Origin of the sequence: Bradyrhizobium sp. cf659, from assembly GCF_900113725.1 — a bacterium.
Lineage (GTDB): Bacteria > Pseudomonadota > Alphaproteobacteria > Rhizobiales > Xanthobacteraceae > Bradyrhizobium.
This window is the reverse complement of sequence record NZ_FOQJ01000011.1, coordinates 247,879-271,177: the sequence shown is the minus strand read 5'-3', so window position 1 is coordinate 271,177 and position 23,299 is coordinate 247,879. Positions and strand designations below refer to the sequence as shown.

The 23,299-nt window shown below is 65.4% G+C and carries 20 protein-coding genes; 6 read left to right on the top strand and 14 right to left on the bottom strand.

Annotation, left to right across the window (positions count from 1 at the left end; genetic code table 11):
* Positions 1 to 975: 975 nt before the first annotated feature.
* Positions 976 to 1,413 (bottom strand): hypothetical protein, encoded by a 438-nt coding sequence (locus tag BM118_RS42475; protein WP_244550289.1) that lies wholly within the window; start codon positions 1,411 to 1,413, stop codon positions 976 to 978.
* A gap of 2 nt (positions 1,414 to 1,415) precedes the next feature.
* Between BM118_RS42475 and BM118_RS33015 the strand changes: the two genes are divergently transcribed.
* From BM118_RS33015 to uraD, 4 genes are all read left to right on the top strand, one after another.
* Positions 1,416 to 1,694: a hypothetical protein gene (locus BM118_RS33015; RefSeq protein ID WP_177234906.1), complete on the top strand. Its 279-nt coding sequence runs from the start codon at positions 1,416 to 1,418 to the stop codon at positions 1,692 to 1,694.
* A 90-nt stretch (positions 1,695 to 1,784) separates the two neighbouring features.
* Positions 1,785 to 2,198: a DUF3830 family protein gene (locus BM118_RS33010; RefSeq protein WP_008134648.1), complete on the top strand. Its 414-nt coding sequence runs from the start codon at positions 1,785 to 1,787 to the stop codon at positions 2,196 to 2,198.
* A complete protein-coding gene (puuE, locus tag BM118_RS33005) occupies positions 2,199 to 3,134 on the top strand; it encodes an allantoinase PuuE (RefSeq protein ID WP_092191126.1) in 936 nt (311 codons plus the stop codon).
* A 6-nt stretch (positions 3,135 to 3,140) separates the two neighbouring features.
* Positions 3,141 to 4,028, top strand: a complete 888-nt coding sequence (uraD, locus tag BM118_RS33000; RefSeq protein WP_092191124.1) for a 2-oxo-4-hydroxy-4-carboxy-5-ureidoimidazoline decarboxylase — start codon at positions 3,141 to 3,143, stop codon at positions 4,026 to 4,028.
* Here uraD and BM118_RS32995 read toward each other — a convergent pair whose 3' ends face one another.
* Genes BM118_RS32995 through BM118_RS32985 form a run of 3 tightly spaced genes read right to left on the bottom strand, consistent with a single transcriptional unit; the run spans position 4,029 to position 8,996 of the window.
* Positions 4,029 to 5,426 carry a nucleobase:cation symporter-2 family protein gene (locus BM118_RS32995; RefSeq protein WP_092191122.1) on the bottom strand — a complete coding sequence of 466 codons (1,398 nt, stop codon included), beginning with the start codon at positions 5,424 to 5,426 and terminating at the stop codon, positions 4,029 to 4,031.
* Positions 5,427 to 5,448: 22 nt separating this feature from the next.
* Entirely contained in the window at positions 5,449 to 8,172 is a 2,724-nt protein-coding gene (locus tag BM118_RS32990) for a molybdopterin-dependent oxidoreductase (protein ID WP_092191120.1), read from the bottom strand.
* Positions 8,169 to 8,996: an FAD binding domain-containing protein gene (locus tag BM118_RS32985; RefSeq protein ID WP_092191118.1), complete on the bottom strand. Its 828-nt coding sequence runs from the start codon at positions 8,994 to 8,996 to the stop codon at positions 8,169 to 8,171. Before BM118_RS32985 ends, BM118_RS32990 begins: the two co-directional genes overlap by 4 nt.
* A 153-nt stretch (positions 8,997 to 9,149) precedes the next feature.
* Between BM118_RS32985 and BM118_RS32980 the strand changes: the two genes are divergently transcribed.
* Complete coding sequence (locus tag BM118_RS32980) at positions 9,150 to 10,499, top strand: 8-oxoguanine deaminase (RefSeq protein WP_177234905.1); 1,350 nt, start codon at positions 9,150 to 9,152, stop codon at positions 10,497 to 10,499.
* A 106-nt stretch (positions 10,500 to 10,605) separates the two neighbouring features.
* Here BM118_RS32980 and BM118_RS32975 read toward each other — a convergent pair whose 3' ends face one another.
* The 4 genes from BM118_RS32975 to BM118_RS32960 form a co-directional block, all read right to left on the bottom strand.
* Positions 10,606 to 11,682 carry a BMP family ABC transporter substrate-binding protein gene (locus BM118_RS32975; protein ID WP_028174403.1) on the bottom strand — a complete coding sequence of 359 codons (1,077 nt, stop codon included), beginning with the start codon at positions 11,680 to 11,682 and terminating at the stop codon, positions 10,606 to 10,608.
* Between the two features lie 78 nt (positions 11,683 to 11,760).
* The gene (locus BM118_RS32970) at positions 11,761 to 12,678 is read right to left on the bottom strand and encodes an ABC transporter permease (RefSeq protein WP_092191114.1); all 918 of its coding nucleotides are present in this window, start codon (positions 12,676 to 12,678) and stop codon (positions 11,761 to 11,763) included.
* Positions 12,665 to 13,756, bottom strand: a complete 1,092-nt coding sequence (locus tag BM118_RS32965) for an ABC transporter permease (protein ID WP_092191112.1) — start codon at positions 13,754 to 13,756, stop codon at positions 12,665 to 12,667. Before BM118_RS32965 ends, BM118_RS32970 begins: the two co-directional genes overlap by 14 nt.
* Entirely contained in the window at positions 13,740 to 15,311 is a 1,572-nt protein-coding gene (locus BM118_RS32960) for an ABC transporter ATP-binding protein (RefSeq protein WP_092191110.1), read from the bottom strand. Before BM118_RS32960 ends, BM118_RS32965 begins: the two co-directional genes overlap by 17 nt.
* Positions 15,312 to 15,894: 583 nt before the next feature.
* Here BM118_RS32960 and BM118_RS32955 point away from each other — a divergent pair.
* Entirely contained in the window at positions 15,895 to 17,001 is a 1,107-nt protein-coding gene (locus BM118_RS32955) for a hypothetical protein (RefSeq protein ID WP_092191108.1), read from the top strand.
* A gap of 189 nt (positions 17,002 to 17,190) precedes the next feature.
* On the opposite strand, the gene BM118_RS32950 is transcribed toward BM118_RS32955, so the two are convergent.
* From BM118_RS32950 to BM118_RS32925, 6 genes are all read right to left on the bottom strand, one after another.
* Entirely contained in the window at positions 17,191 to 17,676 is a 486-nt protein-coding gene (locus BM118_RS32950) for a nucleoside deaminase (RefSeq protein ID WP_092191106.1), read from the bottom strand.
* A 70-nt stretch (positions 17,677 to 17,746) separates the two neighbouring features.
* On the bottom strand, positions 17,747 to 19,279 hold the full coding sequence (locus BM118_RS32945) for an ABC transporter ATP-binding protein (RefSeq protein ID WP_092191104.1): 1,533 nt from the start codon (positions 19,277 to 19,279) through the stop codon (positions 17,747 to 17,749).
* Complete coding sequence (gene biuH / locus BM118_RS32940) at positions 19,276 to 19,959, bottom strand: biuret amidohydrolase (RefSeq protein WP_092191102.1); 684 nt, start codon at positions 19,957 to 19,959, stop codon at positions 19,276 to 19,278. Before biuH ends, BM118_RS32945 begins: the two co-directional genes overlap by 4 nt.
* A gap of 11 nt (positions 19,960 to 19,970) precedes the next feature.
* Positions 19,971 to 20,897 (bottom strand): ABC transporter permease, encoded by a 927-nt coding sequence (locus BM118_RS32935; RefSeq protein WP_007612833.1) that lies wholly within the window; start codon positions 20,895 to 20,897, stop codon positions 19,971 to 19,973.
* The gene (locus tag BM118_RS32930; RefSeq protein ID WP_092191100.1) at positions 20,897 to 22,009 is read right to left on the bottom strand and encodes an ABC transporter permease; all 1,113 of its coding nucleotides are present in this window, start codon (positions 22,007 to 22,009) and stop codon (positions 20,897 to 20,899) included. The genes BM118_RS32935 and BM118_RS32930 overlap by 1 nt, the downstream gene beginning before the upstream one ends.
* Complete coding sequence (locus BM118_RS32925) at positions 22,006 to 23,118, bottom strand: BMP family ABC transporter substrate-binding protein (protein ID WP_092191098.1); 1,113 nt, start codon at positions 23,116 to 23,118, stop codon at positions 22,006 to 22,008. Before BM118_RS32925 ends, BM118_RS32930 begins: the two co-directional genes overlap by 4 nt.
* Between the last annotated feature and the right edge of the window lie 181 nt (positions 23,119 to 23,299).

Sequence of the window (23,299 nt, the reverse complement as noted above, 5' to 3'; positions counted from 1 at the left end):
GTTTCCGGCTCCGTCGACAGGGCTGGAAAAACCGCGGCGAAATGGCGGGCCGTGCGTACGGCAAAACCGTGTGGTCCTGGCCGTCGTTGCTACGGTCAAGCTCTTGCGGAGGCGGCAGTCGCGTCAACCGGCGCGGTGCCGGTGAATTCCGCGAAGGCGAGGGAGGCCAGAACGAACTCGGCTCCCGGGAGAGCACGGCATAAGCCGTCCAACCACTGCGCAGGGAAGGCCGAGTGATTGGCTACACCTGTATGCTGCTGTGCGGTTTTCTGCGTGTGCCTTTCGCGCGGCAGACCGCGGGTGCCAGGTCAGCACCCGGCCTTCCCTGCGCCCTCTTGGCTTAGAGGGTGGAGCGACGGAGCAAAGCTCGGGCGAATTGAGCCGCGAGAACGCGAAGGTGTGTCTACGACCATACACTCGCTGTCATCGCCCGCGAAGGCGGGCGATCCAGTATTCCAGAGGCGGTTGTGATGGAGCGGAGAGGCTGCGGCGTACTGGATTCCCCGCCTTCGCGGGGAATGACAGCGTCATCTGGAGAACCAGCCCATGCCTCATACTCCGTCATTGCGAGCGCAGCGAAGCAATCCAGAATCCCTCCGCGGAAAGACTCTGGATTGCTTCGCTGCGCTCGCAATGACGATGTTGGAGCAGCGATTTCTCCTCCACGACCGTCACCCTGAGGTGCGCGCTCAGCGGCGCAAGCGCGCCGCTGAGCAAGCCTCGAAGGGCGACGGCCCGGCTGCATCGGGGCCGTGCATCCTTCGAGGCTCCCCATGGGACGCGTTGCGTCCCATGCCTCGCACCTCAGGATGACGGAACTAATGTCGTCATTGCGAGCGCAGCGATTTGTCCGCCGAATCTTTAGCGAAGGCGGAAGCGATCCAGAATCCTTCTGCGGTGACAGTCTGGATTGCTTCGTCGCAAGGGCTCCTCGCAATGACGATGTTGAAGCAGTTGTGCTCTACGCTTCCAGCATCACCGCCCCGCCGGTGCCGACATGGCGCCGTTGGTGTAGCGCGACCAGTCGGGCGCGGTGGGCTGCGACGGCCAGAGCGCGGCGTTGGAGTCGCGCACCGATTGGGTGATGGGGGCAGGTTGCGCCTTGCGGCTGTGGTGGCGGTCGCTCGCTGCGGCGGTCTGGATGGTGGCGGCGGCCATCAGCGTGGCGCCGAGAATGGCGAAGGTTTTTCGCATCGTTGTTTCTCCCGTGACGACGCTCCGGCTGTGAGAAATGTTTTCGTCGTCGCGGCTGACATGGCGATGGGGCCTGGCGAATATCAGCGGCGCCACCTTCACGTTGCGGCGAGCAAATTTTTTGGTCCCGGCTAAATATTCGGCAATCGCCCGGTCGGGCCCGATGGACTTGCCCCCGGCAATCCGGTTGAATGGGGCGAATTGGTTTTCAGGCGACAACGATGTCGAGATATCTGCTGGTCCTTCTGCTGATCGCCGCGCCGGCTGCGGCGCAGGTCAAGCCCACTCCGAGGAGTTCGGCGGCGCATCCGGACCCCTGCGCGCCAATCGGGCGGACCGCGGACGGCAAGCTGGTCTACTCGATGAAATGCGAGAACCTTCCCGCACCGCCTCCACCCCCGCCGCAGGCGGAACTCAAGGAGGCACCGCCGCCTGCCGCCGAGCCCGAGCCGGAGACGCGGCGCAGCGGCATTTTCGGCTGGTCCTACGACCGCAGGTGAGGTGTCGCGCCCCTTGCGCGAAGCTCGATGGAATGCTCTTTGCTTGAAAGTTCCCCGTGGGGCCTTTAGCCCCCGATCCAGAGAGATGAGATGAGCAAACTCGTTATCCGTGCCGGCGACTACACCTTCGATGCCCGCTTCGAGGAGCAAGCGGCGCCCAAGACCGTTGCCGCGTTCCGCAAGGCCATGCCGTTCGAAAGCCACATCATCCATGTGCGCTGGAGCGGCGAGGCTGTGTGGATGCCGCTCGGCGACCTCGATTTCGGCGTCGGCTACGAGAACCACACCAGCTATCCCGCGCCGGGCCAGATCATCCTTTATCCCGGCGGCATCAGCGAGACCGAGATCCTGATGGCGTATGGCGGCGTGAGCTTCGCCAGCAAGATGGGCCAGCTCGCCGGCAATCACTTCATCACGGTGACTTCGGGGCTGGAGAACCTGGCGACGCTGGGCAAGAGCGTGCTGTGGAAGGGCGCGCTGCCGATCCGCTTCGAGGAAGTCTGAGTGACCGACGCCCGCTACCCGCGCGATCTCCGCGGTTACGGCCGCAATCCGCCGCATCCGCAATGGCCCGGCAACGCGCGGGTTGCGGTGCAGTTCGTCGTCAATTTCGAGGAGGGCGGCGAGAACAACATCCTGCACGGCGACCGCGCCTCGGAAGCTTTCCTGTCCGACGTGCTCGGCGCGCAGCCCTGGCCAGGCCAGCGCCACGCCAATATCGAATCGATGTTCGAATATGGCTCGCGCGCGGGCTTCTGGCGCTTGTGGCGAATGTTCAACGAACGGAAGTGGCCGGCCACCGTGTTCGGCGTCGCCACCGCGCTGAAGCGCAATCCGGAAATCGTTGCTGCGATGAAGGAGGCGGGCTGGGACATCGCCAGCCACAGCCTGAAATGGATCGAGCACAAGGACATGACCGAGGCGCAGGAGCGCGCCGAGATCGTCGAGTCGATCCGCGTGCACCTTGAGGCGACCGGATCACGGCCGCTTGGCTGGTACACCGGACGCTCCTCGATCAACACCAACCGTCTCCTGATGGAGGAGGGTGGCTTCCTCTATCTCTGCGACTCCTATGCCGACGATCTGCCGTATTGGGTCAAGGGCGCCACGGGCAAGCAGCTGATCATTCCCTATACGCTGGACGCCAACGACATGCGGTTCATCAATCCGCAGGGCTTTGCCGAAGGCGAGCAGTTCTACACCTATCTGAAGGACGCCTTCGACGTGCTCTATGCGGAGGGCGAGACCGCGCCGAAGATGATGTCGGTGGGGCTGCACTGCCGCCTCGCCGGCCGCCCCGGTCGCGCTGCGGGGCTGATCCGCTTCCTGGACTACATCGGCAAGCATGAACGCGTCTGGGTGCCGACGCGGCTCCAGATCGCGCAGCATTGGCACGACAAGCACGCGCACCTTGCCGCCGACGCGTTCGAGATCGGGTAAGCAACGATGTCGCAAATCTCGCTCGCCGATCTCAACGCCGCTGACAAGGCCGGCTTCGTCGCGGCGCTCGCCAATGTCGTCGAATATTCGCCGTGGATTGCGGAGATACTCGCCGGGCAGCGGCCATTCACCGGCATCAACCAGTTGCACACCGCGCTGATGGCAGCGATTCAGAGCGCCGAACCCGACGTGCAGCTGGCGCTGATCCGGGCGCATCCGGATCTCGCCAACAAGACCCAGCGCGCCGCGGGCCTCACGGCGGAATCGACCGACGAGCAGAACAGCGCCGGGCTCGACCGGCTGTCGGACGCCGAATATGCCGCGTTCGAGCGCGTCAACAATGCGTACCGTGAAAAGTTCGGCTTCCCCTATATCGTCTGCGTGCGCCGCCACACCAGGGATTCCGTGTTGCGCGACTTTGAGACGCGGCTGCTCAATATTGCCAAGACCGAGACGCGACGAGCGATCGAGGAGATTGGCCGCATCTCGGCGCTGCGGCTCGATCAGCTCGTCATCGCCGACGACAAGCTCAAGGTGTACGGCCGGCTCTCGACGCACGTGCTGGACAACCACGCCGGCAAGCCCGCGCCGGGCATCCCGGTGGAGCTGATCGAGCTCTCCGCGCTCGGCGAGAGCCGCGTCATCGCGCGCACCGTCACCAATGCGGATGGACGGACCGACCAGCCGCTGATCGGCGGGCGCCCGCTTCCGATCGGCCGCTACGAGCTTCGCTTTCGCGTCGCCAAATATTACGCCGAGCGCAACGTGCCGCTGTCGGACCCGCCGTTTCTCGACGAGATCCCGCTGCGCTTTGCGATCAGCGAGCCGGAAAACCACTACCACGTACCGCTGCTGGTCACGCCCTGGAGCTACGCGACCTATCGCGGCAGCTAGCTAGACATGTTGTGCGGATGATGCGGCTGCCGCTGCGTCTGCCTCGGCTGCAGCGCCACCGCTCAAGCCGTTGAAGAAGGCATTGAGCAGCACCGAGACCACCGCACAAAGCAAAATGCCGGACTCCAGCAGCGGCTGGAGATCATGCGGCAGGTTCCGAAAGAAGCCGGGCGCGGCGAGCGGGATCAGGCCGAAGCCGATCGAGATCGCGACGATGAAGAGATTGTAGCGGTTGGTGCGGAAATCGACCGAGGTGAGGATGCGCGCGCCTGTTGCCGCGACCATGCCGAACATCACGAGGCCCGCGCCGCCGAGCACGACCACCGGCACCGCCTCGACCAGCGCGGCGAGCTTCGGCAGCAGTCCGAGCCCGAGCATGATGCTGCCGCCCGTCACCGTCACCCAGCGCGAGCGTACGCCGGTGACGGAGACCAGGCCGACATTCTGCGAGAACGAGGTGTAGGGAAAGGTGTTGAAGATGCCGCCGAGCAGCGTGCCGACGCCGTCGGCGCGCAAGCCGCGGCTCAGGGCTTCGCGGTCGACCGTCTTGCCGGTGATGTCGCCGAGCGCGAGGAACATGCCGAGCGACTCGATCATCACCACGATCATGACGACGCACATGGTAATGATCGGCACCAGATGAAATTGCGGCATGCCGAAGCGGAAGGGGATCACGAGCGCGCCCCAGGAGGCGGCAGCGACCTTGTCGAAATGCATCACGCCCAGAATGGTCGCGAGCACGGCGCCGGCGACGATGCCGAGCAGCACGGAAACGTTGGCGAGGAAGCCGGTGCCCCATTTGATCAGGCCGAGGATGAAAAGCAGCACGAACAGCGAAATGCCGAGCCCCTGCAATTGCCCATAGGCCGGATTGGGAAAGCTGCCGGCGACGCCGTCGACCACCTTCGTCAGCGTCGGCAGGCCGCCGCCGGCCCAGTTGATGCCGACCCGCATCAGGGAGATGCCGATGATGAGAATGATGCTGCCGGTGACGACGGGCGGAAACAGCGGCAGCAGCCGGCTGACGAAGGGCGCGGCGACGATGCCGAAGATGCCGGCGGCGATGACGGAGCCGTAGATGCCGAGCAGGCCGATATCGGGCGCGGCGGCCATCGAGAGCATCGGGCCGACCGAGGCGAACGTCACGCCCATCATCACGGGCAGGCGAATGCCGACGCCGGGAAAGCCGAGGCATTGCACCAGCGTCGCAAGCCCGCAGGCGAACAGGTCGGCGCTGATCAGGAAGGCGACGTCCTCGGGCGGCAGCTTCAGCGCGCGTCCGATGATCAGCGGCACTGCGACCGCGCCGGCATACATCACCAGCACATGCTGGAGCCCGAGCGCGAGCAGGCGCGGGACCGGCAGGACCTCGTCGACGGGATGGACCTCGCTGCTCATGAATGTATCCCCCGAAATAGGCCTAACCAAATTTGTCGTGCAGCGCCGGAAACAGCCGGTCCGGCTTGAAAGGGGGTGCCGTGAAGCGGATGCCGGTGGCGTCTGCAATCGCGTTGCCGAGCGCGGCGGCGACCGGGTTGTACGGACTCTCGCTCATCGACTTCGCGCCCAGCGGGCCGATCGTGTCGGAAGTCTCGGCGAAGAAGACCTCGGTGCGCGGCACGTCGGCGAAAGAAGGCAGGTGGTAGTCGCGGAACTTCGGGTTGGTGACGCGGCCGGCCGCGTCGATCACCATCTCCTCGTAGAGCGCAGCGCCAAGCGCCTGCGCGACGCCGCCCTCGACCTGGCCGCGGCACTGCATCGGGTTGGCGACGACGCCGGCGTCGGCGGCCTGCACGCTCCTGAGAATCCTGAGTTCGCCGGTGCCCTTGTTCACCGCGACGCGAAAGCCCTGTACGTTGAAGCCGACCGAGCGCGGCGTGCCGCCGGAATTGCCGTGTGCTGCGAACGGCTGGCCGCGTTCGCGCGCAAGCTTCGCGAGGTCCATAAAGGACATCCGTCGTACGCCGCTGACGACGGCCTCGCCCTCGAGCGTGCAGCTTTCGACGTCGCACAGCCAGGCGTCCGCGGCCGCGGCCCTCAGCTCGGTCGCAAGCTGCATGGCGGCTTCATGCGTCGCCTTGCCGGCGACGAAAGTGCCCGCGCTGCCATAGGCGCCGGTGTCGTGGCCGCCATGGGCGGTGTCGGACTGGCGCAGACGAATCCTGTCGACGGTGGTCGCGAGCGTCGTCGCCGCGATCTGGCGGTGGACCGTGCTGGTGCCGTTGCCGAACTCGGCGGTGCCGACAGTGAGGTCGAAGCCACCGTCGTCGTTGAGCGCGATCATGGCGTCCGCGATGTGGCCGGCCGGCGGCACGGTGTCGATCATGGTCAGTGCGATGCCGTCGCCGATCAGCCATTCCGGCGACAGCTCCGGCTGCGGGCCATCCGCCTGCATCGCGCGCTCGACGAGGTCGAGGCACTGGTCGAGGCCGTAGGAGCCATAGAGCACGTCGTGAAATTCGGATGGCGGCGGCGACAGCATGGGATCGCCCGGCTTGACGATGTTGCGCCGGCGCATGTCGTAGGGGCTGATGCCGAGCTGCCTGGCCAGCTCGTCGATCGCGGCTTCGATCGCGATCAGCGTCTGCGGCAGGCCATAGCCGCGAAACGCGCCGGATGGCACCGTGTTGGTATAGACGGCGTAGCCGTCCACCCGCTTGTTCGGGCAATTGTAGACGGCGATGGACTCCGACAGGGAGTGGAACATCACGGGACCGGCGTGATTGCCGTAGGCGCCGGTGTTGGAGAGCACGTCGAGCTGGAGTGCGGTGAGCTTGCCGTCGGCATCGGCACCGGCCTTGATGTGGACCCGCATCGGATGCCGCGTCGAGGTCGCGATGAACTGTTCCTCGCGGGTGAGCTCGAGCTTCACGGGCCGTCCGGTCTTGAGAGCAGCGAGCGCAAGGATATCCTCGACGAACATCTCCTGCTTGCCGCCAAAACCGCCGCCGACGCGCTCGCAGAACACGCGGACCTTGTCCATGGGCAGCTGGAAGATGTCAGACAGCGCGCGCCGGGTCAGGAACGGCACCTGCGTCGAGGTGCGGACGTTGAGCACGCCGGAAGCGTCGAGCCAGGCGAGGCCGCCATGGGTCTCCAGCGCCGCATGCTGCACGCGATGGCTGTGGAAGGTGGCCTCGTAGGTGACGGCGGATGTGGCGAGTGCTGCTGCGACATCGCCGAACTCGCCATGGGTCTCAGCCGCGAGGTTGCGCTGGGCGTCGGCGACCCGGTTCGCGGTGGTACGGTCGGGATGAATGACCGGCGCGCCGGGCGCCATCGCCTGCTCTGGATCGATCAGCGCCGGCAGGATCTCGTAAGTGACCTTGAGCTGCCGGCAGGCCTCCTCGGCGGCGCCTTCGCTGTCGGCGACGACGGCGGCGACCTTCTGGCCGATGAAGCGCACGACGTCGTCGAGGATGCGGGTGTCCTCCGGGTCCATCCAGTCCTTCTCGTGCCGGGCGGTCGAGATCAGGACGGATCGCGCATCCTCATGCGTCAGCACCGCATGCACGCCGGGAACGCCGAGCGCCGCGGACTTGTCGATCGCGATGATCCTGGCGTGGGCGTGAGGCGAGCGGAGCAGCTTGATGTGCAGCAGGCCGTTAATCTGCGTGTCGAACGTGTAGCGTGCCTTGCCGCGCACGACATCGGGACCTGCTGGCGCTGGAAGACTGCGGCCGAAGGCGGCGCCGGCCTCGACGCTCTCCTCGACATTGATCTTGCCGAGCAGCGCGTCCTCGATAGCGCGATAGCCGGTGCAGCGGCAGATATTGCCCTTCAGCGCGGCGCCGAGATCGGTGCGTTGCGCCTGGTTCAGCGAGGCGCAGGTCAGGATCATGCCTGCGGTGCAGAAGCCGCATTGAAAGCCCTGCGCATCGAGGAAGGCCTGCTGCATCGGATGCGCGCCGTGGTCGTCGCCGAGGCCCTCGATCGTCGTGACGGCGCGCCCCTCGGCGCGGAACGCCGGGATCAGGCAGCTGTGCACCGGCTCGCCGTCGAGCAGCACGGTGCAGGCGCCGCAATCGCCGGCATCGCAGCCCTTCTTGACACCGAAATGACCGAGCTCGCGCAGGAACGTGCGCAGACATTGGCCGGCGCGCGGCTCCTGCGGGAACGTCTTGCCGTTGATCTCGAAGCTCATGACGGCGTCGCCCCCAGGAGTTCGCCGCGAATCTCTTCGGCGAGCCGCAGCGTCATGTGCTTGCGCCAGAGCGGCTTGCCGTGGATGTCGGTGTGGTAAAGATCATCCGTGATCTGCTGCACGATCGCGTCGCGAAGCGCATTCGCGTCCGGCCGTTTGGGAAAGGAGAGCCGGATCGGCCGCACCGTCGATGCGGTGACTGTCAGCGCCAGCGTGCCATCGGGATCGAAGCTGCCGATCAGGAGCGCTGCCGAGCGGCCGACCGGGGCGAGCGAGATCTGACGAAACGCCGTGCGGCGCTTCAGGGCGGCAATCGGGATATCGATCTGCCGCAGCAGGTCGCCCGGCGTCAGGCGGTTGCGCTGGTTGCCGGTGACGAAGTCGATGACGGGAATCTTCTGTTCGCCGCCGCCGGCCTTCCAGATGGTGCAGACGCCGTCGAGCGCTGATGTGAGCGAGATCATCGGTCCCGCCGGCAGCGACATGCAGAGATTGCCGCCGACGGTCGCGGTCTTCCAGATCTTGAACGAAGCAAGGAAGGCGCGGCAGCACTGGTTGATCAGCGGCGCTGCGAGCCAGTCGGGCGGGCAGGCGAAACCATCGATCTGCGCGACAGTGCAAGTGGCGGCAATGCCGAGATGGCTCTCGGTGATCGTCAGCGCCGGCCATTTCAGATCGGTGAGATCGATCAGCCGTGTCAGCTGCGCTTGCGGCTCCGAGAACAGCCAGGTGCCGCCTGCGAGCCAAGCATCACCTGGCGTCCAAACGGGCAGCTGCGCGCGCGTTTGCGGATGGGCTACGGCTGTGATGGTATTCAAGTCCATGGCTGCGCCAGCGCTTGCACCGAGTCATTTGTACCGAGAGAAAGTCTTGCAAGACCAGAGCCAAGTCGCAACAAGAAGTCGCAGCAGGAATGCGATCGGGCTGGCCTCCGGCTTGCAGGTCTGCCGTCAGCGGATGTGGGGAGAAACAGGATCATGAGCGACGCAAAGCCGATCTGGATCAGGGATCCCCTCGCCATCCTCGCCGACGGCGCCGGGCGCGGGATCGTGGTGAAGAATGGCCGAATCGTCGAGCTCGTGCCGGCCGGCGGCGTGCCTGCGACCGCGGATGTCGCGGTGTTCGACGCGGGCGAACACGTCGTGCTGCCGGGCCTCATCAACACCCATCATCATTTCTACCAGACGCTGACACGGGCGCTGCCGGCGGCGATGGACCGCGAGCTGTTTCCCTGGCTCCAGGCGCTCTATCCGGTGTGGGCGAGGATGACGCCTGATGCGCTGGAGCTCGGCGTGACCGTGGCGATGTCCGAGCTGCTGCTGTCGGGCTGCACCACCACGACCGATCATCACTACGTGTTCCCGGCGGGGCTCGAGGAGTCCGTCGATATCGAGGTCGGTGTCGCAAAACGGCTCGGCGTGCGCGTGCTGCTGACGCGCGGCTCGATGAACCTGTCGCAGCGCGACGGTGGCCTGCCGCCCGACAGCGTCGTGCAGGACGAGGACACGATTCTCGCCGACAGCGCGCGCGTGGTCGCAAAGCATCACCAGCGCGGTGCGGATGCGATGGTGCAGATTGCGCTCGCGCCTTGCTCGCCGTTCTCGGTGACGACCTCCCTGATGCGTGCGACCGCCGAGCTCGCCGACAAGCTCGACGTGCGCCTGCACACCCATCTCGCCGAGACCGAGGACGAGAACAAGTTCTGCCAGCAGATGTATGGCTGCCGTCCGCTCGACTATCTGGAGCAATGTGGCTGGCTCAACGCGCGGACCTGGCTCGCCCACGGAATCTTCTTCAATCCGGACGAGATGAAGCGGCTCGGCAAGGCCAGGACGACCATCAGCCATTGCGCCTGCAGCAATCAGCTTCTGGCATCCGGTTGCTGCCCGGTCTGCGAGATGGAGGAGGCTGGCGTCGGGATCGGCATCGGCGTGGACGGCTCGGCCTCGAACGACGGGTCGAACCTGATGCAGGAGGTGCGGGCCGCGTTCCTGCTGCAACGGGCGCGCTACGGGGTGACGAAGGTCAGCCACAAGGATGCGCTACGCTGGGCGACCAAGGGCTCGGCGGCCTGTGTCGGCCGGCCGGAACTCGGTGAGATTGCCGTCGGCAAGGCGGCCGATCTCGCGCTGTTCAGGCTCGACGAGCTGCGCTTCTCCGGCCATGGCGATCCCCTGGCCGCATTGGTGCTGTGCGGGGCGCACCGGGCCGACCGGGTCATGGTGGCAGGACAATGGGCCGTCATCGACGGCGCGATTCCGGGACTGGATGTCGCCGATCTCATCCGCCGCCACAGTTCCGCGGCGGGGGCGATGCAGGCGGGATAGGGGCGGAATAGAAAGAGGGGGCAACCACAAGTGCCGGGTGCTTGTGGCTACCCCCTCCGAACCTCCTCCGGGAGGAGCAGGTGATCTGGGCGATGCAAGAAGCGTGCTACTTGCCCGGCAGCTTGTCGTCGATGCCCTTGACGTAGAAATTCATGCCAAGGATCTGGCCGTCAGCGAGATTGGCGCCGCCCTTGCACTCGACCTCCTTGCCGTCCTGCCCAACGATCGGGCATTTGAACGGATGCAGCTTGCCGGCGGTGATTGCGGCCTGGGCATCCTCTGCCATCTTCTTCACGTCGTCGGGCATGTTGGTGTAGGGCGCCATCGCGAACATGTGGCTGTCGAGGCCGCCCCAGGTGTCCTCGGACTTCCAGGTGCCGGCGAGCTCGGCCTTGACGCGCTCGATATAGTAGGGACCCCAGGTGTCGAGGATCGAGGTCAGCTGGGTCTTGGGCCCGAACTTGATCATCTCGGAATCCTGGCCGAAGGCGAGCTTGCCGCGTTCGCTGGCGATCTGCATCGCCGCCGGCGAGTCCGTGTGCTGCATGATGACGTCGGCGCCCTGGTCGATCAGCGCCTTGGCGGCGTCGGCTTCCTTGCCCGGATCGAACCAGGTGTTGGCCCAGATGATCTTGACCTTGATGTTCGGATTGATCGTCTGCGCCGCGAGGATCGTCGCGTTGATGCCGGAGACGACCTCGGGGATCGGGAACGAGCCGATATAGCCGAGCACGCCGGACTTCGACATCTTGGCCGCGATCAGGCCCTGGATGTAGCGGCCCTGATACCATTTGGCCGAATAGGTCGACATGTTCTTGTCGCGCTTGTAGCCGGTGGCGTGCTCGAAATGCACGTTCGGGTATTTCTTGGCGACCTTCAGCGTTGGATCCATGTATCCGAACGACGTCGTGAAGATCAGCTTGTTGCCGGCGCGGACCAGCTGCTCGATGGCGCGCTCGGCGTCGGGACCTTCAGGGACGTTCTCGAGCGTGGTGGTCTCGATCTTGTCGCCCAATTCCTTCACCAGCGCCAGACGTCCCTGTTCGTGCTGGTAGGTCCAGCCGAGGTCGCCCACCGGGCCGAGGTAAATGAAGCCGACCTTCAGCTTGTCGGCGGCGGAGGCGGCACTGACGCTTCCGGCAAGCAGAAGCCCGGCAGCCAGCGCAAGAAGTGATTTTCTCATCATCAATCTCCAGATAGTCGGGGAAAGCCACGATCCGCAGCGTGCGCGCCCCATCGCGCCCGCCGCGGAAATGAAAACTCAGCGGTCAGGCACGAACACGGTGCCGAGCGCGGCCGGCGCGGTCGAGCCACCGGTGCGCGCCCGGGACAACAGGACCAGGACGATGACGGTTGCGAGGTAAGGCAGCGCCGACATGAACTGCGAGGGAATGCCGACGCCCCAGCCCTGCGCGTGCAGTTGCAGGATCGTCACCGCGCCGAACAGATAAGCGCCGACCACGAGGCGGCCGGGCCGCCAGGACGAGAACACCACCAGAGCCAGCGCGATCCAGCCGCGGCCCGCGGTCATGCCGGGAATGAAGAACGGCGTGTAGGCGAGCGGCAGGTAAGCGCCGGCAAGCCCGGCGCAGGCGCCGCCGAACATCACGGCGAAAGTGCGGATGCGCAGCACGGGATAGCCGAGCGCGTGCGCGGAGACGTGATTGTCGCCGCAGGCGCGCAGGATCAAGCCCGCCCGCGTGCGATACAGGAACCACCAGACGCCGATGATGAGTGCGATGGAGAAGTAAACGAAGGCGTCCTCGCCGAACAGCACGCGGCCGATCAGCGGGATGCCGGTGAGGCCGGGAATGGCAAGATGCACCGCCGGCGTGATGCGCTCGCCGACGAACCCGGCGCCGATCAAGCCGGAGAGCCCGATGCCGAGGATGGTCAGCGCCAGGCCCGTTGCGACCTGGTTGACGGCTAGGCCGAGCGCCATCAGCGCGAAGATCAGCGACATCAGCGTGCCCGCGACGATGCCGAACAGCGCGCCGACGAAGATCGAGCCGGTCAGCCAGGCGCCGGCAAAGCCGCAGGCGGCGCCAACGATCATCATGCCCTCGACGCCGAGATTGAGCACGCCGGAGCGCTCGGTCACGAGCTCGCCGGTCGCCGCGATGAGGAGCGGCGTCGAGGCGGCGAGCACCGCAAGGACGATGGCTTCAACCAGTTCCACGGGCCACCTGTCGGTTCGGGAAGACCAGCTTGAAGCGGTAGAGGATGAGGGAATCGCAGGCGAGCACGTAGAACAGCAGGATGCCCTGAAAGACCTTGGTGACGTCCAACGGGATCTTCATCGCGATCTGCGCCTGCTCGCCGCCGATAAAGGTCAGTGCGAGAAAAAGGCCTGCAATTAATATTCCAAGGGGATTCAGCCGGCCGAGGAAAGCGACGATGATCGCGGTAAAACCGTAGCCCGGCGAGATGCCGGGCTGGAGATGTCCGACCGGGCCTGCGACCTCGATGATGCCGGCAAGGCCGGCCAGCGCGCCTGACACCGCGAAGGTGAGGATGATCAGCTGGTTGGCGTTGAAGCCGCCGAACCGCGCCGCGCGCGGCGCAGCGCCGACCACGCGGATTTCGAATCCCTTGATGGTTCGCCCGAGCAGGATCGCCGCAGCGGCTACGACGAGCAGGGCGATGATCGACCCGAGATGGAGCCGGCCGCCTTCGATCAGCAGCGGCACTGTCGCCACCGGATCGAATTCGGCGGTGGTCGGGAAGTTGAAGCCTTGCGGATCGCGCCAGGGCCCGCGCACGAGATAGTCGAGAAAGAGATCGGCGACATAGACCAGCATCAGGCTGGTCAGGATCTCGCTGGCGCCGAACCTCACCTTGCAGATCGCGGGGATCAGCGCATAGAGCGCGCCTGCTGCGGCTGCGAGCACGAACATGGCCGGTAGCACCCATGCCCCGGCGTCGGTGCCTTGCGTCTTCACCGCGATCCAGCTTCCGGCGACGGCGCCGATGAGGAATTGCCCTTCGGCGCCGATGTTCCAGGCATTCGCGAGATAACAGAGCGACAGGCCGATCGCGATCATCACCAGCGGTGTCGCCTTCACCGCGATCTCCTGGAGCGAATAGCTGTCAGTGAGCGGCGCGATGAAATAGGCATGCAGCGCGAGCAGCGGATTCTTGCCGAGGATCGCGAACAGGATGGTCATGGTGACGATCGTCAGGCCGATCGCGATCAGCGGCGAGACCAGCGCGATCGTGTTGGAGCGCTCGGCGCGCTTCTCAAGCACCAACTGCATGCGCGGCCTCCTTCGGCTCCAGGCTGCTGCCGCCCATCAGAAGGCCGAGCTTTTCGCGGGTCGCCTCGCTTGTTGCGAGCGGCGCGGACAGGTGGCCGTGGAACATCACGGCGATGCGGTCGGCGATCTCTGCGAGCTCGTCGAGATCCTGGCTGGTCACCAGCACGGCGGCGCCGGCGGTTGCGAGATCGAGCAGCGCCTGGCGGATGACGGCGGCAGCGCCGGCATCGACGCCCCAGGTGGGCTGGCTCACCACCAGTACCGCCGGATTGCGCAGGATCTCGCGGCCGACGATGAACTTTTGCAGATTGCCGCCGGAAAGGCTCGCAGCCTCCGGATCGCGCTTGGCCTTGCGCACATCGAACGTTTCGGTCGCCCGGTCGACGGTCTTCAGCGTCGCCGCGGTGTCGATGAAGCCGCGATGGACCATGCCGCTGGCGGCGTGCCCGGTCAGCAGCGCGTTCTCCGACAGCTTCATGCGCGGCGCGGTGCCGTGACCGAGCCGCTCCTCGGGAACGAAGGCGGCGCCCAGCTTGCGCCGCTGCGTGATCGACAGATGCCCGGCGGCGATGCCCTCGATCACCACCGTGCCGGGGTCCTTGGACAGGCGCTCGCCGGAGAGCGCGGCGAACAGCTCGTCCTGGCCGTTGCCGGCGACGCCGGCGATGCCGAGGATCTCGCCGCCCTTCAGCTCGAACGAGATGTGCTCGAGCCGAACGCCGTGCGCTTCGCTCGGTGCGAGCGAGAGGTCGTTGACGACGAGCCGCGGCACGGTGGTCTTGCGGCCGGCGGGCGCTTTGACTTCCTTGATCTCGCCGCCGACCATCATGCGCGCGAGCGAGGCGGCGGTTTCGAGCCGGGGATTGCTGGTGTCTACCTTCTTGCCGCCGCGCAGGATCGTGGCGGTGTCGCAGAGCCGCTTCACCTCCTCCAACTTGTGGCTGATGTAGAGGATGGCACGGCCTTCGGCCTTGAGCCGCTCCAGCACGATGAAGAGCTGGTCGGCCTCCTGCGGCGTCAGCACGGCGGTGGGCTCGTCCAGGATCAGGAATTTCGGATCCTGCATCAGCGCGCGGACGATCTCGATACGCTGGCGCTCGCCAACCGACAATTGCCAGACCTCGCGTTTGGGATCGAGCGGCAGTCCATAGGTCTTCGACACCTGCTCCAGCCGCGCCGACATGTCCTTGAAGGACTCTTTGCCGTCGAGGCCGAGCGCGACGTTCTCGGCGACGGTGAGATTGTCGAACAGCGAGAAATGCTGGAACACCATACCGATGCCACGGCTGCGAGCTTCCGACGGACCGGACAGTACGATCGGCTGGCCCTGCCAGCGAATCTCGCCGGCGCTGGGCTGGATCAGCCCGTAGATCGCCTTGACCAGCGTGGACTTGCCGGCGCCGTTCTCGCCCAGCAGCGCGTGGATTTCCGTCGGCCAGATATCGATGTCGATGGAATCGTTGGCGAGAAAATCCCCATAGCGCTTGGTGAGCCCGAGCGTCTGAAGCAGCGGGGACTCGCCGGAATGCAGGCCGTTAGGCGTCGGATCTAACATTCGCTGATGCGCTTGCATGGGGTGAAGTGTCTCAATAGTGAGCTAGTTTGAACCGCCGCGTAAGGTGTGAAAAGCGTCATCCCTTGCTCAACGCTTCGGCAGGCGGTTGATATCGGCGAGTCGGCGCTCCGGCCGGGTGCGGATCGTGCTCCCGCGCCTCTGGACTGTCCTTGCGGGCGCGGCTTGCGCGTGACGTCTGTTGCAAATTTGTGACGGTTCAAGCCAAATCGGAACCGGCTGTGCAGGCTTGATGTGAAGTTGAGCAAAGTCGCGCCACCGCGCGTATGCAGTTGCGGACCGACGTGACGGCGGCCGCCGACCATCGTGCCTTGCACGTTCGCTCCGACATGAAAGCCGAACAAGATCAAACGGGAATGTCCGGCAATAGACCGCCTTGCCTTGCTGTAGGCAGGCGGCAGGGAGCGCACAGGAATCCCTGGAATTCCGCAGTGAAATGCCGCCGCGTGCCGAAACAAGCGGCATGCCTTGAAAGAAGTTGAGGCTTCTCACCCCGGGAGATCGGCGCAAGTGTCGCACCCAAGGGACGTTCATTTTTACGTGTCCAAACTTGGGGGTATTCAGGATGTCGTTTCGTTTCAAGGCAATTGCAGCCGCCGCGCTGTCACTTGCTACGCTCGCTACCTCTGGCCTGGCCCAGGCGGCGGATCTGCCGGTCAAGGCTGCCAAGAAGGCGGCCGACCTCCCGTTCTTCCTGGTGATCGACAACCGCGTGTCCTTCTCCTGGATGCCCAAGGGTACCGACCCCGGCATGTGGAGCGTTCGTCCGGACGGCAGCATCAACGGCACCACCGCCAAGCAGGTCTATTCCTTCACCCACTTCGACCTCTGGGCCTACGGCACCAACTTCTTCACTATCTCGATGTTCAAGTCGGGCCATAACGACCCTGCCTCGCCTTGCGTTGCGCCGGGCGTGAACATCGCCGGCACCGCCAGCGATTGCGCGGGCGCCACCGAAATCTACGGCCTGTTCCGCTCGACCTTCGGCTGGAACGAGATCTTCAACACCAAGGCCTTCACCATGGGGCCGCTGCACAACATTTCGTTCGAAGTCGGCATGGATGCCAACACCGAGAACAACTTCCTCGCGCCCGCCAAGCGCGACGTCGTCGCCGGTCTCCAGTTCGCCTTCGACCTTCCCTACAAGGGCTACTTCAATGTCGCGCCCTTGATGTACTATGAATTCCTCAACCACAACGCCTTCACCCAGTGCGGCCTGTTCGGCGCTGGCGTCGCCGGCGTGACCTGTAACTCCGACGGCAATGTGAGCTACCGCCCGACCTGGGCCGTCGAAATCAACTACTACATGGACCTCGGCTTCCTGCCGCCGAACATGCAGTTCTGGTCGATCAGCGGTCGCGCCGGCTGGTACGGACCGAAGGGTGACTCGAACGGCCTTCCCGCGCTGTCTGGCACAGGCATCTTCAGCACCAAGTCCAAGACCGAGCTGAACAGCGAACCGATCCGCCTGACCTTCGATGCCTCGAAGGCGGCCTGGGGCGACAAGTACTCGCATTTCGTCGACCTGTGGGTTGCCTACCGCTACTGGCAGAACAAGTTCGGCCTCGACCACAACGCCATGGCGGGTGTCTGCACGGTCGCCGCGACCGGCCAGAGCACCAAGAGCTGCACCGAGTCCACGGTCTACGGTGGCATCACTGTGAAGTTCTAATCGACTGAAGTCTCCAAGCCAAGACGATGGCGCCGCGCATGACCCGCGCGGCGCCATTCGTGTTTGAGGCGCTGGGAGGTAGGGTGGATTAGCCGAAGGCGTAATCCACCAATGTCTATTTCCGCAGAGGCAAAAGAGGTGGGTTACGCTGCGCTAACCCACCCTACGGTTCGGAGCTTGTGGAAGCGCCTACTTCGTCCACACGCCGTCGTGCAGCGCTTCGGCCTCGTCCTCCAGCAGCGGCCCGACGACCTCCGTCGGTCGCTGGCCGCCGGCAAAGACCGCGCGGCAGGGCAGGTCGAGGGTCGGGTTCTCCGGATGGTTGCCGGTGACGCCGCGCAGGCGGTGCTCGCTGAGGCCATAGACGACGCGGCCGATGCCGGCCCAGTAGATCGCCCCGGCGCACATCGCACACGGTTCTGCCGAGGAATAGAGCGTGGCCTTTGCCAGCACCTCGCGGCTGAGCGTGCGGCAGGCCTGCGTGGCCGCAAGGCGCTCGGCATGCGCAGTGCCGTCGCGGTCCGGCATGTAGCCGTTCTCGGTTTCGATCAGCACCTTGCCGTCCGCATCGACGACGACGCAGCCGAAAGGATGGTTGCCATGGGTGAGGGAACGGCGCGCGACCGCAAAGGACAGACGCAAAAAGTGCTCGTCGCGTTCGTCTGCGCCGTCCATCGGTCCTCCCAAAGCATGATCCGGAAAAGTGTGCAGCGGTCTTCCGAAAAGATCATGCTCAAACGATTGGTCAGTGTCCGGCCATGTGCCGGCCGACCACGGTGAGATCGGCCTCGCTGGTCCGTGCTTCGTACACGAACTCGCCGTGGAACATTACCACGAGGCGATCGGACAGTTCGAGCAGTTCATCGAGGTCTTCGCTGACCAGCAGCACCGCCGCGCCGCGGTTGCGCGCCGCCATGATCTCCGCGTGGATCTGCGCCACCGCCGCGAAGTCGAGGCCGAAGCAGGGATTGGCGGCAATCAGCACCTCGACGTCGCCGCCGAGCTCGCGGGCGAGCACGGCGCGCTGGACGTTGCCGCCCGAGAGCGCCGAGATCGGCGTATCGGGCGTGCGGGTCTTGATCTTGTACTGCCCGATCTTCTTCCTGGCGTCGTCGCGGAAGGCGCTGCGATTGAGCCACCAGCCGCCGCTGGCGAACGGCGCACGGTCGAACTCGCGGAAGGCGATGTTGTCGGCGACGCTCATGCCGCCGACACAGGCGTTCTTCAGCGGCTCCTCGGGCAGCAGCGACATCTTGTGGCGCCGCATCTCTTCGCGGCTGGCGTGATAGGGATCGCCGGCGACACGGATCTCGCCGCTCTCGGCTTCGCGCTGGCCGGCCAGCACCTCGACGAGCTGGCGCTGGCCGTTGCCGGAGACGCCGGCGATGCCGACGATCTCGCCGGCGCGCACGGTCAGGGAAACGTCATGGACGGCAATGGCGCCGGCGTCGTCGAGCGCGCGAATTTTTTCCAGTTCCAGCCGCGCCTGGCCGGCTTCACCGGTGCGCGGCGGCTGCACGGTCAGCTCCTCGGCACCGATCATGGTGCGCGCCATCGCGTCCGGCGTGAGCTCCGCGACCTTGCCGGCTCCGGCGAGCTTGCCGCGGCGCAGGATCGTGACCTCGTCGGCGAAGGCCATGACCTCACGGAATTTGTGCGTGATCATCAGGATCGTCAGCTCGCCCTTGACGACCATGTCGCGGAGCATGCCGAGCACCTCGTCGGCCTCCGCCGGCGTCAGCACCGAGGTGGGCTCGTCCAGGATCAGGAAGCGGCGCTTCAGATAGAGCTGTTTCAGGATCTCGCATTTCTGGCGTTCGCCGGCCGAGATGTCGGAGACTTTTGCCGAGAGCGGGACCTTGAAGGGCATTCGCGCCAGGAAGGCCTCGAGCTCCTTCATCTCCTTCGACCAGTCCACCACGGCCGGTACATTGTCGCGGGCCAGAACGAGGTTTTCGGCGACCGTCATGGCCGGCACCAGCGTGAAGTGCTGGTAGACCATGCCGAGGCCGAGGGCGTGAGCGTCCTTCGGGTTGGCGATCGCCTGCTCGCGGCCGCCGACGATGATGTCGCCCTCGGTTGCGTGGTAATAGCCCATGATGCATTTGACGAGCGTCGATTTTCCGGCGCCGTTCTCGCCGAGCAGCGCATGGAATGACCCCGGTCGCACCTTCAGCTCGACATTGTCGAGCGCCAGGAAATCGCCGAAGCGCATGGTCATGGCGATGGCGTCGACGCCGAACGCACCTGAGGGCGGAGGCGTTTCGCCGATGATCACGAAATCGCTCCGATGAAGGCGTCGGAGGTGGAGACCGCACCGAACACGCCGCCCTGCATCTTGATCATCTTGAGCGCATGATCGTGATTGCTCTTGTCCGTGGCGCCGCAGCAATCGTGCAGCAACACGCATTCGAAGCCGCGGTCGTTGGCCTCGCGCATGGTGGTGTGGACGCAGACGTCGGTGGTGATGCCTGTGAGAACGATATTCTCGATGCCGCGCACGCGCAGGATCAGCTCCAGATCGGTGGCGCAGAACGAGCCCTTGCCGGGTTTGTCGATAACAGGCTCGCCCGGCAGGGGGCTAAGCTCCTCGATGATGTCCCAGCCGGGCTCGCCGCGCACGAGGATGCGGCCGCAGGGGCCGGGATCGCCGATGCCGGCGCCGATCTGGCGCGAGCGCCAGCGTTTGTTGGCGGGAAGGTCGGAGAGATCGGGGCGATGGCCCTCGCGGGTATGGATGATGTGAAAGCCCTGAGCGCGCATCGCCGCGAGCAGCTTCCTGATCGGCTCGATCGGCGCCCGCGTCAGCGAGAGGTCATAGCCCATCTTGTCGACGTAGCCGCCGACGCCGCAGAAATCAGTCTGCATGTCGATGATGATGAGCGCCGTGTTCTCGGGACGGAGGTCACCGTTATAGGGCCAGGCGTAGGGCTCGGACTTGATGTAGCGCTCGGGCATGATTTCGCTCTCTAGCGGGTGATCGACAATTCGGCCGGGGCTCCGGTCAGCGTGCGTTTCGGTGAGCAGGTGATGATCATGATCGCCAGCGTCAGGATGTAGGGCGCGGCGTTGAAGAGGTGATAGCCGGAGGTGACGCCGACCGATTGCAGCGCCGGCCCCAGCGCCGCGGCGCCGCCGAAGGCGAGCGAGGCCCACAGGCAGAGCAGGGGATCCCAGCGCGCGAAGATGACGAGCGCGACGGCCGTGATGCCCTGTCCGGAGGACAGGCCCTCGTTCCAGCTGCCGGGATAGAACAGCGACAGGAACGAGCCGCCGATGCCGGCGAGGAAGCCGCCGACCATGGTGGCGCGCAGGCGGATCAGCAGCACGGAATGGCCCATGGCGCGTGCGGCGTCCGAGCTTTCGCCGGCGGTGCGGATCAAGAGGCCCCAGCGCGTGGTGCGGAAGGCCCAGTACAGGATCGGCGCAAGCGCGACGCCGATCAGGAAGAGGACATTGACGCGTAGCGCCGCGCGGACCTGCGGGATGTCGCTCCACCAGCCGAAATCGATCGCGGGCAACCGCGGTGCGGTGGGCTCGATCAGCGGCTTGCCGAGATAGAAGGCAAGCCCGGTGCCGAACAGCATCAAGGCGATGCCGACCGCGACGTCGTTGACGCGCGGCAGCGAGCAGATGCCGGCGTGCAATGCGCCCAGCAGCGCGCCGGTGATGCCGGCGGCGAGCACACCCAGCCACGGTGATCCCGTGAGGTAGGAGATGCCGTAGGCACTCATCGCGCCCATCACCAGCGTGCCTTCGAGGCCGAGATTGATGCGGCCCGAGCGCTCGGTGATGCATTCGCCGAGACTCACGAACAGGAACGGGGTGGAGACGCGAATGGCACCGCCGAGCACGGCGAGCGGGACGGTCCAGAGTCCGATCGATCCGTCTGCCATCAGGATCTTCCCTTCAAGAATCCGATGCGGCCGTAGAGCGCATCGCTGGCCAGCACGAAGACGAAGATGATGCCCTGGAGCACCAGCACGGAGGCGTCGGGCAACCCCAGGCGGCGCTGCAACAGGCCGCCGCTGGCGCTGATGCCGCCGAGCAGGATCGCGACGGGGATGATGGCGAGCGGATTTTGCCGCGCGAGGAACGCGACGAGAATGCCGGTGAAGCCGTAGCCAGCCGCGAGATTGGCGTTGGTGCGCCCCTGCACGGCCGCGACCTCGACCATGCCGGCAAGGCCTGCCGCACCGCCGGCGAGGAAGCAAACGGTCAGGATCAGCTTGCTGACGCCGAGGCCGACGATCTTCGCGGCGCGGATGTTGCCGCCGGCAACCCGTGCGGCGAAGCCGAACACGGTGTGATAGATCAGGATGTAGGCGGCGATCGCGGCGATCAGGCCGAAGACGAGACCCCAATGCACGTCGGTGCCGGGAATGCTGCCGATCATGTTGGCGGCGCCGATCTCGCGGGTCGAGGGCTTGTTGAGGCTGGCGGGATCGCGCATCGCCCCCTCGACGAGATGGTTGAGGATCGCGAGCGCGATGTAGACGAGCAGCAGGCTCGAGATGGTCTCGTTGACGCCGCGATACTGCCGCAGCGCACCGGATAGCATGATCCACAACCCGCCGCCGATCATGCCGGCGATGACCATGGCGATCTGCACGACGAGCGGCGGCATGCCTTGGAGTACGAGCGCAGCACTCGTCGCCGACAGCGCGCCGATCAGCAGCGCGCCTTCGCCGCCGATGATGACCATGCCGAGCTGCGCGGGCAGCGCGGTGCAGAGCGCGGTGAGGATCAGCGGCGCAGCACGCGTCAGCGTGTTCTGCCAGGAGAACCAGGTGCCGAAGGCGCCGTAGTACATGTAGAAATAGAGGTCGAGCGGATTCTTGCCGAACATCGCGACGAAGATGCCGAAGACCACCAGCGCGCCGGCGAGCGCCGCGCCCGGGATCAGGACATATTCGATCGTGCCGCCGTGGCGTTGGAGAAAGCCGGGGTCGGCGGCCGGGGCAATTGTCCCGGCCGTGTCGGCAGAATCCGCCGCTTCCGTGGTCACGAAGTCGCTCCGATCACGCCTTCGACGAGGTAGTCCATCTTCTCCAGTTCGGGATCCTTCTGGCCGCGATCGGTGCCGGCGGGGATCACCGTCTTGCCCTTGTTGTCGACGAGCCCTCCCTTGAAGATCGTGTAGCCTTCGGCCGACAAGAACTTGGCCTTGACGTCGTCGGCATGCTTGCGCGCCTCGGCGGAGACGGCTTCGCCATAGGGCGAGGTCTTGACGATCTCTTCCTTGAGACCGCCGCGAAAGAAGTTCGGGATGCTCTCGCCGGCGGCGATCATCTTGACGAACTTCGGATAGAGCGCTTCCCAGTTCCACTCGGCGCCGGTGAGATACGCCTTCGGCGCAAGCGGCGACTGGTTGGTGTGATAGCCGCAGACGAAGGCGCCGCGGCGCGCCGCGTTCTCGACCATCGTCTTCGGCCCGTCGACGTGGCAGGTGAGCACGTCTACGCCCTGGTCGATCAGGCTGTTGGTGGCTTCGGCTTCCTTGACCGGCATCGACCAGTCACCTGTGAAGATCACCTGCGTCGTGGCCTTCGGGTTGGCGAGCCTGGCGCCCAGGGTGAAGGCGTTGATGTTGCGCAGCACCTGCGGGATCGGTTTCGCCGCGACGAAGCCGAGCTTGCCGCTCTTGGAGGTGTAGCCGGCGACGATGCCGGAGATGTACTGGGCTTCGTCAATATAGCCGAAATAGCTGCCGGCGTTCTTCGGGTCCTTGTCGGTCCAGAGGCCGCCGCAGTGCTCGAAGCGCAGCTTCGGGTACTTGTTGGCCATCTTGATCATGTGTGGATTGTAATAGCCGAACGAGGTCGGGAAGAGCAGGGTGGCGCCGTCGAGATTGATCATGGACTCGATCGTCTTCTCGACCGCGTCGGTCTCCGGCACCTTCTCTTCCTCGACGACCTTGAGGCCGGGAATCTTCTTCAGCGCCGCCGCGCCCTGTGCATGCGCCTGGTTGTAGCCGTAGTCGTCGCGCGAGCCGACATAGATGAAGCCGATGGTGGTGTCGGCCGCGAAGGCCGGGCGGACGCCCGCCGCCGCGCCGAGGGTGAGGACCGCGCCGCCCTGCAACAAATGACGTCGTGAAATCTTGCCAAAATCCATTGCTTGCTCCCCTTGGCGGATGCCCCGCCTTGATCTCGCGGCCACCGCCGGTTTGGCGGAGCCCGGGCTAAGTTGTCGCAAGCTTTATGCCAGAGGCTACGAAGCGCGCAGTCTGAAATAAGTATCTGAAAAATATCGTATTTATTGCTTTCAAGAATCCTGCTGAGGAAAATGGCAGATT